Origin of the sequence: Streptomyces sp. NPDC006140 (assembly GCF_040628815.1) — a bacterium.
Classification (GTDB): domain Bacteria; phylum Actinomycetota; class Actinomycetes; order Streptomycetales; family Streptomycetaceae; genus Streptomyces.
This window is the reverse complement of the sequence record NZ_JBEXTS010000014.1, coordinates 227,351-244,748: the sequence shown is the minus strand read 5'-3', so window position 1 is coordinate 244,748 and position 17,398 is coordinate 227,351. Positions and strand designations below refer to the sequence as shown.

Sequence of the window (17,398 nt, the reverse complement as noted above, 5' to 3'; positions counted from 1 at the left end):
TCTTCCGCCGGACCCCTCGCAGACCTCTACGGAGAAGGACGCCCAGGAGTTCGATCCCGTTCCGACACGCCCCTCGAAGCGAACCTGATCACAGTCGGATCACGAGTGCGCAACGGGGTTTGTCCGCCCGGATGGACGCCATGTGTCCCGGGCGGGCCATGAACAAACCTTTCATCTGAGCGATCGACCGGATGAGGTGAACCTCATCCCACATACCGGGTGCCGAGTTGACAGTGGAGGTGTGAACCGGTGTCCTTGTGGGCATGCTCGCGAACTTGGCACTCACCTCGACCCGCACCGCCGGGTCCCTCGGTGCTGCCCGCGCTCGCTGTAGCTGTCGCTGTTCCAGCTGTTGAGCCCCACCCGCTCCAGCTGAAGGCCGAGCCACCCGTATCTCGGCTTCCCGTTCCCTCTGACCTTCTTTTTCACTGAGGAACCACCACACCCATGAACAGCGACAGCGACCTCCAGATCGCCGGCGACATCCTCGAAGTCCCGCACCTGCTCCAGACACCGCGCGAGCACCCGGCCACCGTCGCCGAGTTCGCCGGGCTCGCCCGCTCCATCGCCGCCGACCGCTCCCAGTGGGAGCACCTCGTCCGCTACGACGCGACCAGCCGCTGGTACCACCGGCTGCGCACCGGCCCGGGCTACGAGGTGTGGCTGCTGTCCTGGGTGCCCGGGCAGGGCAGCGGGCCGCACGACCACGGCCGCTCCTCCGGTGTGCTGACCGTGCTGGACGGCACGCTGACCGAGCGCACGGAGAGGGGCACGCGCGCGTTGCGGGCAGGCGCGCAGCACGTGTTCGCGCCGGGGTACGTGCACGAGGTGGTGAATGACGCACTGGAGCCCGCGGTGAGTTTGCACGTGTACTACCCGGGGCTGACGGAGATGCCGATGCACACGGCTCCGCACTGCGAGGCCCTTCCCGAGCCGGGCGCCCTCACGGCCTGACCGGTGCGCGTCGCCGGTTGTCCACAGCCGCGCACCGGTTGTCGCAGGCGCCTGCAAGACTGGCTCCCATGCGCATTGTGGTTCTGGCAGGCGGCATCGGTGGTGCCCGGTTCCTGCGCGGTCTGAAGCGGGCCGTGCCGGACGCGGACATCACGGTCATCGGCAACACCGGGGACGACATCCACCTCTTCGGGCTGAAGGTCTGCCCGGACCTCGACACGGTGATGTACACGCTCGGCGGCGGCATCAACGAGGAGCAGGGCTGGGGTCGCGCCGACGAGACCTTCCACCTCAAGGAGGAGCTCGCGGCGTACGGCGTCGGGCCCGAGTGGTTCGGCCTCGGCGACCGGGACTTCGCCACGCACATCGTGCGGACGCAGATGATCGGCGCCGGGTACCCGCTGAGCGCGGTGACCCAGGCGCTGTGCGACCGGTGGCAGCCGGGCGTGCGGCTGATCCCCATGACCGACGACCGCGTCGAGACGCACGTGGCCGTCGAGATCGACGGCGAGCGCAAGGCGATCCACTTCCAGGAGTACTGGGTGCGGCTGCGCGCCTCGGTGCCCGCGCAGGCGGTCGTGCCGGTCGGCGCCGACCAGGCGAAGCCCGCCCCGGGCGTGCTGGACGCCATCGCCGAGGCGGACGTGATCCTCTTCCCGCCGTCCAACCCGGTCGTCTCCATCGGCACGATCCTCGCGGTGCCCGGCATCCGGGAGGCCATCGCCGATGCCGGGGTGCCGGTGATCGGCCTCTCCCCCATCGTCGGCGACGCGCCCGTGCGGGGCATGGCCGACAAGGTGCTGGCCGCCGTGGGCGTCGAGTCGACCGCGACGGCCGTGGCCGAGCACTACGGCTCGGGCCTGCTGGACGGCTGGCTCGTGGACACGGTGGACGCGAGCGCCGTGGAGCAGGTCGAGGCCGCCGGGATCCGCTGCCGGGCCGTGCCGCTGATGATGACGGACGCCGACGCGACCGCCCGGATGGCCCGGGAGGCGCTGGCGCTGGCGGAGGAGGTACGGGGGGCGTGAACGGCGCGGAGCAGGGGCCCGGCGAGTACCGGGTGTGGGCCCTGGGCGGGCTGCCCGAGGTCACGGCCGGGGACGACCTGGCCAAGCTGATAGCCGCCGCCGAGCCCGGCCTGGCCGACGGGGACGTGCTGCTCGTCACCTCGAAGATCGTGTCCAAGGCGGAGGGCCGGATCGTCGAGGCGGCGGACCGGGAGGCCGCGATCGACGCGGAGACGGTCCGCGTGGTCGCCCGGCGCGGCGCCCTGCGGATCGTCGAGAACCGGCAGGGTCTCGTGATGGCCGCGGCCGGGGTCGACGCGTCCAACACCCCGTCCGGGACGGTACTGTTGCTGCCCGAGGACCCGGACGCGTCCGCCCGCGCGATCCGCGACGGACTGCGGGACGCCCTCGGCGTCAACGTCGGTGTCGTCGTCACCGACACATTCGGGCGCCCCTGGCGCGCGGGGCTCACGGACGTCGCGATCGGTGCCGCGGGAGTGCGCGTGCTGGACGATCTGCGCGGTGGCGTGGACGCGTACGGCAATCCGCTCAGCGCCACCGTCGTCGCCACGGCCGACGAACTCGCCGCCGCGGGCGACCTGGTCAAGGGCAAGGCCGCCGGGCTGCCCGTCGCCGTGGTGCGCGGGCTCCCGCACGCGGTGGCGGACGGCGACGGCGAGGGGGCCCGGGCCATGGTCCGCGGCGCCCGTGACGACATGTTCCGCCTCGGCACCTCGGAGGCGGTTCGGCTGGCGGTGACCCAGCGGCGCACGGTCCGGGCGTTCACGGACGAGCCCGTCGACCCCGGTGCCGTACGGCGGGCCGTGGCCGCGGCCGTGACGGCGCCGGCGCCGCACCACACGACGCCGTGGCGGTTCGTGCTGCTGGAGTCGGCCCGGGCGCGGACGCGGCTGCTCGACGCGATGCGGGAGGCGTGGATCGCCGACCTGCGGCGGGACGGCAAGACGGAGGAGTCCATCGCCAAGCGGGTGCGGCGCGGGGACGTCCTGCGGAACGCGCCCTACCTCGTCGTGCCCTGCCTGGTCATGGACGGCTCGCACACCTACGGCGATGCCCGGCGGGACGGCGCCGAGCGGGAGATGTTCGTGGTCGCCGCGGGCGCCGGCGTGCAGAACTTCCTGGTCGCGCTGGCCGGGGAGCGGCTGGGGTCGGCGTGGGTGTCCTCGACGATGTTCTGCCGGGACGTGGTGCGCGAGGTGCTGGAGCTGCCGGCGGACTGGGACCCGATGGGGGCGGTGGCGGTCGGGCATCCGGCGGAGGAACCCCGGGCGCGGCCGGAGCGGGACGCGGGCGCGTTCATCGAGGTGCGGTGACCGACGCCGGCCCGGGCCTACCCTCGTAGGGCCCTCTCCTCCGACCGCGGCAACCTCATCCAGGGACTTCACTCATGGCAGGACGGTTCGCTCCTCGGCCCACCCGTACGACCGTGCGCGGTGGGCACGTCGCCGTGGGCACGGGTGTGCCGCGGCAGGCGGCGGGGCCGGGCCGGGTGCGGGACTGGGTGCCGGACGGGCCGCTGGACCTCGGGCTGGTGCTCGGGCCGCTGCGGCGCGGACCGGGCGATCCGACGTTCCGGGCGATGCCGGACGGTTCCGTGTGGCGCGCGAGCCGCACGCCCGCCGGGCCGGGGACGCTACGGGTGTGCGCGTACGGCGGTGGGGTGCGCGGGGAGGCCTGGGGGCCCGGGGCCGGGTGGCTGCTGGAGCGGTTGCCGGAGCTGCTCGGGGCGGCCGACGATCCGTCGGCGTTCGTGCCGCGGCACCGGCTGCTGGCGATGACGCGGCATCGGCGGCCCGGGTTGCGGCTGACGCGCAGCGGGCTCGTGCTGGAGTCGCTGATCCCCTCGATCCTGGAGCAGAAGGTCACGACGGACGAGGCGTACCGGGCGTGGCGGCTGCTGGTGCGCAAGTACGGGGAGCCGGCGCCGGGGCCCGTGCCCGGGCGGATGTGTGTGATGCCGGCGCCCCGGACATGGGCGCTGATTCCGTCGTGGGAGTGGCATCGGGCCGGCGTCGACAACAAGCGGGCGTCGACGATCCTGCGGGCCGTCCGGGTCGCCGCGCGGCTGGAGGAGGCCGTGGGGATGGAGCCCGGGGCGGCTCGGGCGCGGCTGGAGGTCGTGCCGGGGATCGGGCCGTGGACGTCGGCGGAGACGGTGCAGCGCAGTCATGGGGCGGCGGATGAGGTGACCGTGGGGGATCTGCATCTGCCCGGGATCGTGGGGTGGGCGCTGGCCGGGGACCGGGATGCGGATGACGCCGTGATGCTGGAGTTGCTGGAGCCGTATGCGGGGCAGCGGCATCGGGCGGCTCGGTTGATTTTGTTGAGCGGGCGGGTGCCGGGGCGGAGGGCGCCGAAGATGCCGGTGTGGGACATCGGGCAGTTCTGAGGAACTGCCCGTATCCCGGTATCCCGGTGCCCGGCGTGCGGGCTGAGGGCGGGTGGGTCCGCAGCCCGGCGGAGCGGGGTGCCTCCCCCAAGCTCTCGGCTTCGCTCGAGCAGGGGGGACCCCCACCGCCCACCCGTGCCGCCCCTAGCGGCACGCATGCCCGCAGCTAAGCGGGACGGGCGGCCCGCAGCGGCGGCCGTCTACTGGTCCGACGAGAAGCGGACCGCTCCCGCTGGTATGCGGGCGTCGCACCATATGCGGGCGCCCTCGCGGAGTTCGTTGTCGGGGCCGATCACCGCGCCGTCGCCGATGACCGTGCCCGTGAGGACCGAGCGTTCGCCGACGCGGGCCCGGGTGCCGATGAGGGAGTCCGTGATGACCGCGCCGGGTTCGATCACCGCGCCCGGCAGGATCGTGCTGCCGAAGACCCGGGCGCCCTCGGCGACGAACGCGCCCTCCCCCACCACCGTGCCGCCCGAGAGCTTCGCGTCGGCCGCGACCGTCGCCGTCGGCAGGATCAGGCGGTCGCCGCAGCGGCCGGGCACGGCGGGCGACGGGGCCCGGCCGAGCACCAGGTCCGCCGAGCCGCGGACGAACGCCGCCGGCGTGCCCAGGTCCAGCCAGTACGTCGAGTCGACCATGCCCTGGAGGTGCGCCCCGGCGGAGAGGAGGTCGGGGAACGTCTCGCGTTCCACCGAGACCGGCCTGCCCGCCGGGATCGTGTCGATCACCGAGCGGCGGAAGACGTACGCCCCCGCGTTGATCTGGTCGGTGACGATCTCCTCCGGGGTCTGCGGCTTCTCCAGGAACGCCAGGACCCTGCCCGTGTCGTCGGTGGGGACCAGGCCGTAGGCGCGCGGGTCGGTGACCTTGGTGAGGTGCAGGGAGATGTCCGCGCCCGTCGACTCGTGGGTGTCGACGAGGGCCCGGATGTCCAGGCCCGTCAGGATGTCGCCGTTGAAGATGAGGACCGGGTCGTCGGGCCCCGAGTGCAGCCGGGAGGCCACGTTGCGGATGGCGCCGCCCGTGCCGAGCGGCTCCTCCTCCGTCACGTACTCCAAGTGCAGGCCCAGCGCGGAGCCGTCACCGAAGTACGGCTCGAAGACCTCGGCCAGATAGGACGTGGCCAGGACGATGTGCTCGACACCCGCCGCTCTCGCCCTCGCCAGTTGGTGCGTGAGGAAGGGCACCCCGGCCGCCGGAACCATGGGCTTGGGCGTGTGCACCGTGAGCGGGCGCAGCCGGGTGCCCTTGCCGCCGACCAGGAGGATCGCTTCTGTCACGTGTCGTCTCTGCTTCCTGCCGGGACCGGCCGAACTGTCTTTCGGCCGGTCAGTGTATGCAGACCGTTCCGTGGCGCCTTCGCTGGCCGTGCGGCATTCCGCCCCCCGTGCCCCCGCTTGCCCTCCCGACGGCGGTCGAACGTGTGCTCAGCGGCCCTGGTAGCGGGCCGCCTTGGAGCGGGCCGAGCCGAGCTTGCCGTAGAGCTTGCGTCCCGGGCACTCCGTCTTGAAGCCGTCCCGGTGCCCTGAGATCACGTTCAGTCGTACCTTCTTACCTTTTCGGTGGAGATTGCTGCCAGCCGACTTCAGGTAAGTCTTTCCCTTCGGATTCATCCGGTACAGCCCGAGCTTCCACGCGGTCAGCCGGGCGACGGCCCTGACCGCGGCCTTCGACGGCTTGGTGGCGCCGTACGACCCGAGGACGGCGATCCCCATGCTGTTGCTGTTGAAACCAAGGGTGTGCGCGCCGAGGACCGGCTTCGCCACGCCGCCCGCGCGGCCCTCGTAGATCTTTCCGCACTTGTCGATGAGGAAGTTGTAGCCGATGTCCCGCCAGCCCATGCTCTTGACGTGGTAGCGGTAGATACTGCGGATGAGTGACGGGACCTGCGAGCAGCGGTAGTTGTTGCCGCTGGCCGTGTGGTGGACGAAGGCCGCCCGGACCTTCTTGGTGTACCGGAAGCCGCGCTCGCGCAGGCCCTCGTTCGCACCCCAGCCGCGGCGCGTGGTGATGCGCGGGCGGGGGCCGACGTACGGCCTCGCCTGCTGCTGACCCGCCAGTTCGCCGCCGTTCAGGGCGAAGAACTCCCGCTCGGTCTCGGCACGGCTCAGGGCCGAGATCTCGGTGGCGCCGAGGGGGGCGAGTTCGGCGTTGGCGGCGGAGGACTCCGCGGAGGCCTCGGCTGCGGCCTTGGCCGCGGCGGAGGCCTCCGCGTTCAGGCCGCCGGTGCGGGGACCGTCGGCGACGGTGTCCGACGGCGTCTCGTCCTCGCCGGGGTCGACGAGTTCGAGGCGGAGGCCGGAGGGGAGCGGGGGCGCGGCGGACAGGTCGCGGGTGTCTGTGTGGGGGTGCGCTGGGTCGGTTTCCGCGCTGCGGGGCTCGGCGCGGACCCGGAGTTCCACGCCGTCGGAGTCGCCGACCCACAGCGGGGCCGTGGCGCCGCGGACGCGGCCCGAGGCGCTCTCGGGGGTGCCCGGGTCGGCCGCGTGGTCGGCGTGGTGCGTCTCGACGTCCTGCCAGCCCGACCAGGTGCCGGTGCCGGCGGCGCGGGTGCGGACCTGGACGCGGCCGTGCAGTTCGGCTCCGGGGTCGTCCCAGACGACGCCGACGAGGGAGAAGTGGCGTACGGCGCGGCGGGGCACGCCCTGTTCGGTGGCGGGGCCGCTGGGGGTGGCGCGGTTGCGGGTGAGGGGTTCCAGGGGGAGGGACTGGGTGCTGCCGGGGGCGTGCGGCTCGGTCGCGCGCCGGTCGGTCGTGGTGGTGGTCGGTGTCCCCGCGTGGGGCGCGGGTCTCGCTGCCGTGACGGCTTCCGTGGCCGGCACCGGTCCCGCCGTCGCCGCGAGGGCGGGCGGGGTGAGAGGGAGAGCCAGAGCGGCCGCACAGGTGACACCGATCGAGGAAGCAAGGAATCCACGCATGCCCCTGATCTTGGACATAGTCCTATAAGTCTGTCCATTTGGGAGTTGACGGACTGTCGGCCGGGTTCGGCCGAACCGGTGGTGGCAGCGCGGCGGCGCGGTGGCCGGGCCATTGGGTGGAGGCCGGTGCGCCGCGTACGCTTGCGCGGGTGAACGCCACCGATCGCACCCCTGCCGACCTGCTGGGTTCCGCGCTCGCCGCGGATCCGGGACGTCCCCTGGTGACCTTCTACGACGACGCCACGGGCGAACGGGTCGAACTGTCCGTGGCCACCTTCGCCAATTGGGTGGCCAAGACCGCGAACCTGCTCCAGGACGAGTTGTCCGTCGAGCCCGGGGACCGGGTGGCCCTGCTGCTGCCCGCGCACTGGCAGACGGCGGTGTGGCTGCTGGCGTGTGCCTCGGTGGGGGTCGTCGCGGACGTGGCCGGGGACGCGCGGGCCGCCGACGTCGTGGTGAGCGGGCCGGACACGCTGGAGGCGGCCCGGGCGTGCTCCGGGGCGCGGGTCGCGCTGGCGCTGCGGCCGCTCGGGGGGCGGTTCCCGCAGACGCCCGAGGGCTTCGTCGACTACGCGGTGGAGGTGCCGGGGCAGGGGGACCGGTTCGTGCCGTACGCGCCGGTGGATCCCGAGGGGCCCGCGCTGATCGTGGCGGGGCGGGAGTTCAGCGGGGCGGAGGTCGTCGAGCGGGCTCGGGCGGAGGCGTCCGGGCTGGGACTGACCGGGCCCGGCTCGCGGATCCTGTCCGGGCTGCCGTACGACACGTGGGAGGGGTTGAACGCGGGGTTGTACGGGCCGTTGGCGACCGGGGGTTCCGTGGTGCTGTGCCGGAATCTGGAGCGGGTCGGGGACGAGGTGCTGGACAAGCGGGTCGAGAGTGAGCGGGTCACGGTGATCGCCCGGTAGGCCGCTCCCCCCGGGCGCGTGGCGACCGCACCCCCTCCCTCGTTCAGCCCACCCCCACCCACCCCCGGCCCCTCATCCGCGCCATGGTCGTAGGAGCAGGGCGAGCGGGGTGTTCCTACGTCAGGAGGGGTGGTGCTGTCGTGGGTGGCAGGGTTGGGCCGGCCGGGGCCTCGGCCAGTGGGCGGGGGCTGGGGCGGCGGCGTCGGCGGCGGGGCGCGCGGATCTCGGCGTTCGCCGTCACCGGCCTCGTCGTGGCGGCCGCGGGAGCCGGCTGGGCCGTGTACGCCAAGCTCAGCGGGAACATCACGCCCGACGAGGCGGCCGCGGCCGAGCTCGCGCGGTACGAGAAGGAGCGGCCCACCTCGCTGGTCAAGGACGCGCGGAACATCCTGCTGATCGGCTCGGACTCGCGCGAGGGCGAGGGCAACGCCCGCTACGGGCGGGACTCCGGCACCGAGCGGTCGGACACGACGATCCTGCTGCACCTGTCCGCGGGCCGGGACAGCGCCACCGCCGTCTCCCTGCCCCGGGACCTGATGGTGGACCTGCCGGGCTGCCGGCGGCCGGACGGGTCCCGCGGCGCGCCGCGGTTCGCCCCGTTCAACCAGGCGTTCCAGGTGGGCGGTTCCGCCTGCACCATCCGGACCGTCGAGAAGCTCACGGACATCCGCGTCGACCATCACGTCGTCGTGGACTTCCACGGCTTCAAGGAGATGGTCGACGCGGTCGACGGCGTCGAGGTGTGCCTGCGGGAGCCGATCGACGACCGGGCCGCCAAGCTGAGACTGCCCGCCGGGCGGGTGACGCTCGACGGCGAGCAGGCCCTCGGCTACGTCCGCGCCCGCAAGTCCCTGGGTGACGGCAGCGACACGGAGCGGATGGAGCGGCAGCAACGATTCCTCGGGGCGCTCGTCAACAAGGTGCGCAGCAATGACGTCCTGCTGAATCCGGCGAAGCTGTACCCCGTGCTCGACGCCGCCACGTCCTCTCTCACAACCGACCCGGATCTGGCGAGCCTTCGCGGTTTGTACGAACTCGTGCGCGGGCTGCGCGACATCCCCATGGAACAAGTGCAATTCCTGACCGTGCCCCGGGAGTCGTACGCATTCGACGCCAATCGCGACCAACTCGTGGAGCCCGAGGCCGAGAAGCTGTTCGAGCGGCTCCGGACCGACACACCGGTGGTCGTGACACGAAACGTACCGCGCGGTTCCGCTCCGCTGAGGCCTACCGATTCGCGTGACGGGTCGTACGGGGATTCGTATCCGGGGCCGTTCGCGAAGCCCGTCGTCACCGTTTCTCCTCCACCGACCTTCCGGGGGAACACGGCAGCCGAGGACACCTGTGAGTAAAGCGGACGCCAAGGTAACTCCAAGGCAACGAACTCTTCATCTAAGAAATGGGCGAATTGCCCAGGTGTAGGGACGTGGAATTTGTCACCGCCGTCGCTCGGCACTGAACTGGGCGGTTAGTGTGAGCGATCCGGTGCGCCCGGCTCTGAGGACGGTCCTGAGGTCGCGCACTGTGTGACCGAGACCCGAGCGCCTTGGAGGGGAAGGCGCCGCGTGCCCCGACGGAGGAAACAGGCAACCGTGGACGCGCAAGGCCGAGGGCGGGCGGACGACGTCGATCCCGCAGACCAGTGGGTGCTCAACCCGGACACCGGCGAATACGAACTGCGACTGGCCCCTTCCACCCCGCAGTCGGGCGTTCCCGGACCGCGCAGGCCGCCCTCCTCGGACACGGACCCGCCGACCCGCGCCCGCACGGACGCGCCCCGACGCTCGCGGCCCGAGACGCCAGGACGCTCGCGGTCCGAGTCCCTGGAACGCTCGCGGCCCGAGTCGCCCGGCCGTGCGGTGCCGCCGCCGCGCAGGCGCCGCGGGGCGCCGGAGGAGCCGCTGCCGGGGCGGCGCGGGCGGCGGCCCGCCAAGAAGGCGTCGAAGGGCAAGAAGGCCCTGGTGTGGACCGGTGGCACGATGGCGTTCGTGCTGGTCGCCGGCGCGGGTGCCGCGTACTTCTACATCGAGCACCTGAACAACAACATCGCGTCCGTCTCCGACGACGGCGCGAGCACCGGTGGCTTCCAGAAGGACAAGGCGATCAACATCCTGCTGATCGGCACCGACAAGCGCACCGGCAAGGGCAACGAGAACTACGGCGACGCCGGCAGTGTCGGGCACGCCGACACCACGATCCTGCTGCACGTCTCCAAGGACCGTTCGAACGCGACCGCGCTGAGCATCCCGCGCGACCTGATCGTCGACGTGCCGGACTGCCCGACCACGCAGGAGGACGGGACGCAGAAGATCATCCCCGGCACGCAGGGCGTCCGCTTCAACACCAGCCTCGGCCAGGACGGCCGTACCCCCAGTTGCACGATGCGGACCGTGACCGAGCTGACCGGCGTCAAGCCGGACAACTTCATGGTCGCCGACTTCAACGCCGTCAAGACGCTGACCAGCGCGGTCGGCGGCGTCGAGGTCTGTCTGGGCAAGGACATCGACGACCCGGACTCGCACCTGAAGCTGTCGAAGGGCACCCACACGATCGAGGGCGAGCAGGCGCTCGCGTTCGTCCGCACCCGCCACGCCGTGGGCTTCGGCGGCGACCTGAGCCGGATCGGGCTCCAGCAGCAGTTCCTGAGCGCGCTGATGCGCAAGCTGAAGTCCAACGACACGCTGAGCAGCCCCTCGAAGATGCTGAAGCTGGCCGAGGCGGGCACGAAGGCGCTGACCGTCGACTCCCAGCTGGACAGCATCAGCAAGCTGAAGGACCTCGGCATGGAGCTCGGCAAGCTCGACACCAAGAACCTGACCTTCACCACGACCCCGGTGATCGACAACCCGGCGGAGAAGGTCAAGGCCACGGTCGTGCTCAACGAGTCGTCGGCCCCGCAGGTCTTCGACATGATCAAGAACGACATCTCGTTCACCGCGGTCAAGGAAAAGAAGAAGAAGGAGGCGGCCGCGGTCGCCGCCCGGCTGAAGGGCACCAAGGCCCCGGCCTCCGAGGTGCGCGTGCGGATCCTCAACGGCGGGGCCGTCGCCGGCAGCGCGCAGGAGACGCTCAGCTGGCTGCAGAACGAGGAGGGCGTGACCAAGTCGGAGAACGCCGGCAACGCGCCCGCCGAGCTGGCGAAGACCACGCTGGAGTACGCCCCCGACCAGGCCGACCAGGCCCGGCGTCTCGCCGACATCATGGGCCTGCCCGGGTCCGCGCTGAAGCCGGGCGAGAGCGTGACCAACTCCCAGGGGCTGCCCGCGATGACCCTGACCCTGGGCAAGGACTTCAAGGGCGCGGGCGTCTCCCTCACCGCTCCGTCGAAGGCGCCGGAGGGTGTGCAGAAGTCCACGGCGGACAAGGTCGAGTGCGCCAAGTGACCTGACGGGCCCGTCGTACGTCTCCCAGGGCGTACGACAGGCCTTGTCCGATGATCCGCGCTGAACGCGCGGCGGGGTGCGGAGCGGGAGAGATGGCGCGCAGCAGCGGTGTGTACGGGGAGGGCACGAAACCGGGTGCCGTGCCGCGGGTGCCGGTCCAGGACCAGGGCGGCCACGACCGGGAGCCGGCCCCCGGCGGTGACGGCCCGGGCAGGTCCGGCGGCACCGGAGGGCCGGGCGGCTCGGGCGGCTCGGGCGGCAGCCCCCGTCGGGTGCGCCGCGTCCTGCGCGGGGCTGCGACAGCCCTCTCCCTGCTCGTCCTCGTGACCGCCGGCGCCGGCTACCTCTACTACGAGCACCTGAACGGCAACATCCACAAGGGCGCGCGCAGCAGCGGCGACTCCGGGGCGGCGAAGGCGGAGCCGAACGCGGCCGGGCAGACGCCGCTGAACATCCTGCTGATCGGCTCCGACAGCCGTGCCTCCGACGAGAACGTGACGCTGGGCGGCGGCCGGGACAGCCGGGGCAATCCGCCGCTGGGCGACGTGCAGATGCTCATCCACCTGGCCGCGGACCGCAGGAGCGCCTCCGTGGTGAGCGTGCCGCGCGACACCCGGGTCGGCATACCGAAGTGCACGGACCCGGCGAGCGGGAGGACGTACCCGCCGGTCGACACGATCATCAACGCCTCGCTGGCCCGGGGCGGAGCGGGCTGCACGCTCGCGACCTGGGAGAAGCTCACCGGGGCCTACATCGACCACTGGATGACGATCGACTTCGCGGGCGTGGTGCGGATGGCGGACGCCATCGGCGGGGTCGAGGTCTGCGTGCGGCAGAACGTGTGGGACCGGCCGCTGCCCGGCGTGCCCGGCGGCTCCGGCCTGAAGCTGACGGCCGGCCGGAAGAAGGTCCAGGGCGTGCAGGCGCTGCAGTGGCTGCGCACCCGCCACGCCTGGGGCAGCGACCCGCTGCGGGCCAGGGCGCAGCACATGTACATGAACTCGATGATCCGCACGCTCAAGGCGCAGAACGTCTTCTCCGACACCGGCCGGCTGACGGACCTGGCGGAGGCGGCCACGAAGTCGCTGCACGTGTCCGAGGAGATCGGCACGGTGAAGCGGCTGTACGACCTGGGGACACAGCTCAGGACGGTACCGACGGACCGCATCACCATGACGACGCTGCCCACGGCCCAGGACCCGCAGGACGCCAACCACCTGGTGCCGGCCGGGACCGACGCCGACCGCGTGTGGTCCATGATCCGCGACGACGTGCCCTTCGACGGCAAGGGCCGCAAGCCGGGCGCGAAGCCGGGCGCGAAGCCGGGCACGAAGAAGAAGTCGGAGCAGACCTCCCGGGATCCGGCCGCGGCGGACGGCGAGATCGGCGTCCTGGTGCGGAACGCCACCCGCTCCGCCACCCTCGCCCCGGTCGGCGGCCGGGCGAGCGCCGTCGCGCGCTCGCTCGTGGGCAAGGGCTTCACGAGGGCCGCCGCGGACCCCTCCGGCGCGCTGTCCGAGGAGCGGACCGTCGTGCGCTACCCGAGCGCCGAACTCGCGGGCGACGCCCGGCGGGTCGCCAAGTCGCTGGGGATCCCGGCGAGTTCCGTGCAGCGGTCGACCGACGTCTCCGGCGTCACCGTCGTCGTGGGCGCCGACTGGCGTACGGGCACGGCGTATCCGGAGCAGCCGGCGCCCGAGTCCGGGGACCTGCCCGGCGACACGGACGCGCTCAACGGGTCGGACGCCGGTCCGTGCATGGACGTGTACGCGCCGTACCGCTGGTAGCGACCCGCGGCGCACCCGCACACGGAACCGTCGAACTCCCATGCGCTGACTTGGGCGGATTGCCCCCATGTATGGATGTTGAATTTGTCATTCAGTGCACACCGGCGTTCAACTGGGCGGATAGTGTGAGCGATCCAGTGCTTCTGTGATGACCAAGTACCCGTGCGCCCTCCGGGGGGAGAGGGCGCCGCGTGCCCCGACGGAGGAATCGGACAACCGTGGACGCGCAACGCCGTGGGCGGGGGGACCAGATCGACCCCGCAGACCAGTGGGTACTCAATCCGAACACCGGCGAATACGAACTGCGACTGGCCCCCTCCGCACCGCAGTCGCCGGGCCCCGGGACACGCGGACCGGCGGGCGGCCGTACGACGCCTCCCCGCACGACGCCTCCCCGTACGGCGACTTCGCGCACCGGGACTCCCCGTGCCGGCGCGAGCCGCACCGACGTCCCGTCGCAGCGCAGGCGGCGCGGCGCTCCCGAGGAGCCGCCGCCGGGACGGCGCGCTGGGCGCCGGCCGGTGCAGCAGAAGCCGAAGAAGACCAGGAAGGTCCTGGTGTGGACCGGCGGCACCATGGCGTTCCTGCTGGTCGGCGTCGGCGCGGCCGGCTACTTCTACCTCCAGCACCTGGAGGGCAACGTCACGACGACCGACGTCGGCAGCGCGGGCGCCAGCAACTTCAGCAAGGACGAGGCCTTCAGCATCCTCATCATCGGCACCGACAAGCGCACCGGCGAGGGCAACGAGGGCTACGGCGACAAGGGCAGCAGCGGGCACGCCGACACCACGATCCTGCTGCACGTCGCCGAGGACCGCTCCAACGCGACCGCGCTCAGCATCCCCCGCGACCTGATCGTGGACATCCCCGACTGCCCGACCAAGCTGGAGGACGGCTCGGAGAAGATCGTCCCGGGGCAGCAGGGCGTCCGCTTCAACCGGAGCCTCGGCGAGAGCGGCCGGGACCCGGGCTGCACGATGCGCACGGTGAAGGAGAACACCGGCATCGAGGTCGACCACTTCATGATGGCCGACTTCAACGCGGTGAAGACCCTGACCACGGCGGTCGACGGGGTCGAGGTGTGCGTGGAGAAGCCCGTCAACGACAAGGAGTCCAAACTCGTCCTGCCCGAGGGCGAGTCGACCGTCGAGGGCGAGCAGGCCCTCGCGTTCGTCCGCACCCGCAAGAGCTTCGGCAACAGCGGCGACCTCGACCGGATCAAGGTGCAGCAGCAGTTCCTCGGCTCGCTGATGCGCAAGATGTCCTCCGGTGACACCCTCACCAGCCCCTCCAAGCTGCTGAAGCTGGCCGAGGCCGCCACGAAGGCCCTCACGGTGGACAAGGCGATCGGGAACGTCGGCACGCTCAAGGACATCGCGCTGGAGCTGAAGAAGGTGCCGACGAAGAACATCACCTTCACGACCGTCCCGGTGAAGGACAACCCGGCGGAGACGGTCAAGGCGACGGTCGTCCTCAACGAGTCCAAGGCCCCCCAGGTGTTCGAGATGATCAAGAACGACGTCTCGTTCACCGAGGTCAAGAAGCAGCAGAAGAAGGAGAAGGACGCCGAGGCCGCCCGCCTCAAGGGCACCAAGGCCCCGGCCGCCGAGGTCCGGGTACGGATCCTCAACGGCGGTGCCGTCGCCGGCAGCGCGCAGAAGACCCTGCAGTACCTCCAGGTCGAGGAGGGCGTGACCAAGTCCGAGAACGGCGGCAACGCGCCCGCCGCCCTGGCGAGGACGACCCTCGAGTACGCCCCCGACCAGGCCGACCAGGCCCGCCGGCTCGCCGACATCATGGGCCTGTCCGGGGCCGCGCTGAAGCCCGGCGAGAGCGTGGCCAACTCCCAGGGCCTGCCCACGATGACCCTGACCCTCGGCAGGGACTTCAAGGGCGCCGGCGTGAAGCTGAACGCCCCGGTCGAGGCGCCGGACGTGGAGAAGTCCACGGCCGACAAGGTCAAGTGCGCGAGTTGACCCGCTGAGGGCAACTGACAGGCCCGTCGTGCGTCTAACAGGAGGCAGGGCGGGCCTGTTGCATGCGCGGGGTGCGGAGAGGACCGGGGAAAGTGACGCAGAGCGGTGTGCGGGAGGACGGAACGCGACGGAGCGTCCGCCACGAACCGGTCCCGGACGAGAACGAGCCGACGGACACGCGGTCGCCGGACGGCGACGGCACGCCGGCGGGAGGCGCGAAGACGCCCGGCCGCGCGGCACCGGCGCGTGGCTCGAAGTCGTCCGGTCGCGCGGCACCGGCGCGTGGCTCGAAGTCGTCCGGTCGCGCGGCACCGGCGGGTGGCTCGAAGTCGTCCGGTCGCGCGGCACCGGCGGGTGGCTCGAAGTCGTCCGGTCGCGCGGCACCGGCGGGTGGCTCGAAGTCGTCCGGCCAAGAGGGCGCCTCGGGTCCGGGCGCGGCATCCCCGGACCGTGACGGTGGCGCGGCCGGTGGCGGCGAGGGAGGCGGGCGGCGGCGCGGCGGCCGGCCTCCGCGCAGGCGGCGCGCGCTGAAGTGGTCCGCCGTCGTGCTCGCCGTGCTGATACTCGGCACGGCCGGGACGGGCTACTTCTACTACCGGCACCTCAACGGCAACATCAAGAAGGACGCCCTGAACCTCGGCGACAACAAGGTCGCCGCCCCGACGCCGAACGCCGCCGGCCAGACCCCGCTGAACATCCTGCTCATCGGCTCCGACGCCCGCGACACCGAGGAGAACCAGAAACTCGGCGGCGCCCGCGAGACGTTCGGCGCCACTCCCCTGGCCGACGTCCAGATGCTGCTGCACCTGTCCGCGGACCGCACCAACATGTCGGTCATCAGCATGCCCCGCGACACCCTGGTCAAGATCCCCAAGTGCACCGACCCGGACGACGGCAAGGTCTACGCGGCGACCCAGGGCCGGACGATGACCAACCAGAGCCTCGGCCACGGCGGTCCCGGCTGCACGGTGGCCACCTGGCAGGAGCTCACCGGCATCCACATCGACCACTTCATCATGGTCGACTTCGCCGGAGTCGTCTCGATGGCCGACGCCGTCGGCGGCGTCCCCGTCTGCGTCGACGCCAACATCCACTCCCGCACCTCCGACGGCAAGGGCTCGGGCCTGAAACTGGAGAAGGGCACCTCGTACATCCAGGGCGAGCAGGCCCTGCAGTGGCTGCGCACGCGCTACGGCTTCGAGGACGGCAGCGACCTCGCCCGCGCCAAGGCCCAGCACATGTACATGAACGCGATGGTCCGCCAGCTGCGCGAGAACGCCACCCTCAGCAGCCCCAACAAGCTGCGCAGACTGGCCGAGGAAGCCACCCGCGCCATGACGGTCGACCCGGGCCTCGACACCGTCAGGAAGCTCTACGACCTCAGCACCGAGCTGCGCAAGGTCGAGCCGAAGCGCATCACCATGACCACGATGCCCAACCGGTACGTCGGCGCCCGCGTGGAGCCCACCGAGGACGCCGAGCAGTTGTTCCGGCTGGTGCGCGAGGACATCGCCCTGGACGGCGAGGACAAGACGAAGAAGGCCGCGGAGAAGGCCTCCGCCGACCCGGCCGCGGCCGACGACGAGATCGCCGTCCAGGTCCGCAACGGCACCCGCACCGACACCCTCGCCCCGGCGAGCGGACGCGCGAGCACCGTGGCCGGGCTGCTGAAGGAGGAGGGCTTCACCGAGGCCGTCGCCGACACCGACGGCTCGTGGAGCGAGGACCGGACCGTCGTCCGCTACCCGAGCGCCGACCTGGAGGGCGACGCCCAGCGCGTCGCCGAGGCCCTCGGGATCCCTCTCAGTTCGGTGAAGCGGTCGACCGACGTCTCCGGCATCACACTCGTCGTCGGCGCGGACTGGCGTACCGGCACCGACTACAAGGCACCGAAGCGGAACGACCGGACCCCGAAGTCGGCCGACGCGCTCAACGGCGCCGACGACAAGGCCTGCATGCACGTGAACCCCGGCTTCACCTGGTGACGGAAACGGGCCCCTCCCGAACGGGAAGGGCCCGAAGCCGTGCGGCGTGGATCAGCCGGTAGCCGTGCGG

The 17,398-nt window shown here is 72.0% G+C and carries 11 protein-coding genes and 1 pseudogene; 10 read left to right on the top strand and 2 right to left on the bottom strand.

What is annotated here, in order from left to right; genetic code table 11:
- The first annotated feature begins 447 nt into the window (after positions 1 to 447).
- From ABZ386_RS32075 to ABZ386_RS32060, 4 genes are all read left to right on the top strand, one after another.
- Positions 448 to 954, top strand: a complete 507-nt coding sequence (locus ABZ386_RS32075) for a cysteine dioxygenase family protein (RefSeq protein WP_356506321.1) — start codon at positions 448 to 450, stop codon at positions 952 to 954.
- A 68-nt stretch (positions 955 to 1,022) separates the two neighbouring features.
- Positions 1,023 to 1,982 (top strand): 2-phospho-L-lactate transferase, encoded by a 960-nt coding sequence (cofD, locus tag ABZ386_RS32070; protein ID WP_114253291.1) that lies wholly within the window; start codon positions 1,023 to 1,025, stop codon positions 1,980 to 1,982.
- Complete coding sequence (locus ABZ386_RS32065) at positions 1,979 to 3,295, top strand: coenzyme F420-0:L-glutamate ligase (RefSeq protein ID WP_358967049.1); 1,317 nt, start codon at positions 1,979 to 1,981, stop codon at positions 3,293 to 3,295. The genes cofD and ABZ386_RS32065 overlap by 4 nt, the downstream gene beginning before the upstream one ends.
- Before the next feature lie 74 nt (positions 3,296 to 3,369).
- Positions 3,370 to 4,371 (top strand): DNA-3-methyladenine glycosylase 2 family protein, encoded by a 1,002-nt coding sequence (locus ABZ386_RS32060; RefSeq protein ID WP_351348219.1) that lies wholly within the window; start codon positions 3,370 to 3,372, stop codon positions 4,369 to 4,371.
- A gap of 200 nt (positions 4,372 to 4,571) precedes the next feature.
- On the opposite strand, the gene ABZ386_RS32055 is transcribed toward ABZ386_RS32060, so the two are convergent.
- Positions 4,572 to 5,654, bottom strand: coding sequence for an NDP-sugar synthase (locus ABZ386_RS32055; RefSeq protein WP_351348217.1), 1,083 nt, complete (start codon positions 5,652 to 5,654; stop codon positions 4,572 to 4,574).
- 147 nt (positions 5,655 to 5,801) lie between these two features.
- On the bottom strand, positions 5,802 to 7,292 hold the full coding sequence (locus ABZ386_RS32050) for a peptidoglycan recognition protein (protein ID WP_351348215.1): 1,491 nt from the start codon (positions 7,290 to 7,292) through the stop codon (positions 5,802 to 5,804).
- 149 nt (positions 7,293 to 7,441) lie between these two features.
- Here ABZ386_RS32050 and ABZ386_RS32045 point away from each other — a divergent pair, with 149 nt between their 5' ends.
- The 6 genes and pseudogenes from ABZ386_RS32045 to ABZ386_RS32020 all read left to right on the top strand — a co-directional run.
- Positions 7,442 to 8,197 carry a TIGR03089 family protein gene (locus ABZ386_RS32045; protein ID WP_358967047.1) on the top strand — a complete coding sequence of 252 codons (756 nt, stop codon included), beginning with the start codon at positions 7,442 to 7,444 and terminating at the stop codon, positions 8,195 to 8,197.
- Positions 8,198 to 8,337: 140 nt separating this feature from the next.
- Positions 8,338 to 9,549: an LCP family protein gene (locus ABZ386_RS32040; RefSeq protein ID WP_358967044.1), complete on the top strand. Its 1,212-nt coding sequence runs from the start codon at positions 8,338 to 8,340 to the stop codon at positions 9,547 to 9,549.
- A gap of 240 nt (positions 9,550 to 9,789) precedes the next feature.
- Positions 9,790 to 11,580, top strand: coding sequence for an LCP family protein (locus tag ABZ386_RS32035; protein ID WP_358967042.1), 1,791 nt, complete (start codon positions 9,790 to 9,792; stop codon positions 11,578 to 11,580).
- Between the two features lie 92 nt (positions 11,581 to 11,672).
- Positions 11,673 to 13,367, top strand: a complete 1,695-nt coding sequence (locus ABZ386_RS32030) for an LCP family protein (protein ID WP_358967040.1) — start codon at positions 11,673 to 11,675, stop codon at positions 13,365 to 13,367.
- A 218-nt stretch (positions 13,368 to 13,585) separates the two neighbouring features.
- A complete protein-coding gene (locus tag ABZ386_RS32025; RefSeq protein ID WP_355725504.1) occupies positions 13,586 to 15,343 on the top strand; it encodes an LCP family protein in 1,758 nt (585 codons plus the stop codon).
- 503 nt (positions 15,344 to 15,846) lie between these two features.
- Positions 15,847 to 17,328 (top strand): annotated as a pseudogene (locus ABZ386_RS32020) (LCP family protein); the annotation flags it as partial.
- Positions 17,329 to 17,398: the final 70 nt, after the last annotated feature.

What these genes read in the sequence shown, in the direction of transcription:
- ABZ386_RS32060 (WP_351348219.1), top strand. Translation starts at nt 3,370, where the DNA reads ATGGCAGGACGGTTCGCTCCTCGGCCCACCCGTACGACCGTGCGCGGT.
- cofD (WP_114253291.1), top strand. Translation starts at nt 1,023, where the DNA reads ATGCGCATTGTGGTTCTGGCAGGCGGCATCGGTGGTGCCCGGTTCCTG.
- ABZ386_RS32050 (WP_351348215.1), bottom strand. Translation starts at nt 7,292, where the DNA reads ATGCGTGGATTCCTTGCTTCCTCGATCGGTGTCACCTGTGCGGCCGCT.
- ABZ386_RS32075 (WP_356506321.1), top strand. Translation starts at nt 448, where the DNA reads ATGAACAGCGACAGCGACCTCCAGATCGCCGGCGACATCCTCGAAGTC.
- ABZ386_RS32030 (WP_358967040.1), top strand. Translation starts at nt 11,673, where the DNA reads ATGGCGCGCAGCAGCGGTGTGTACGGGGAGGGCACGAAACCGGGTGCC.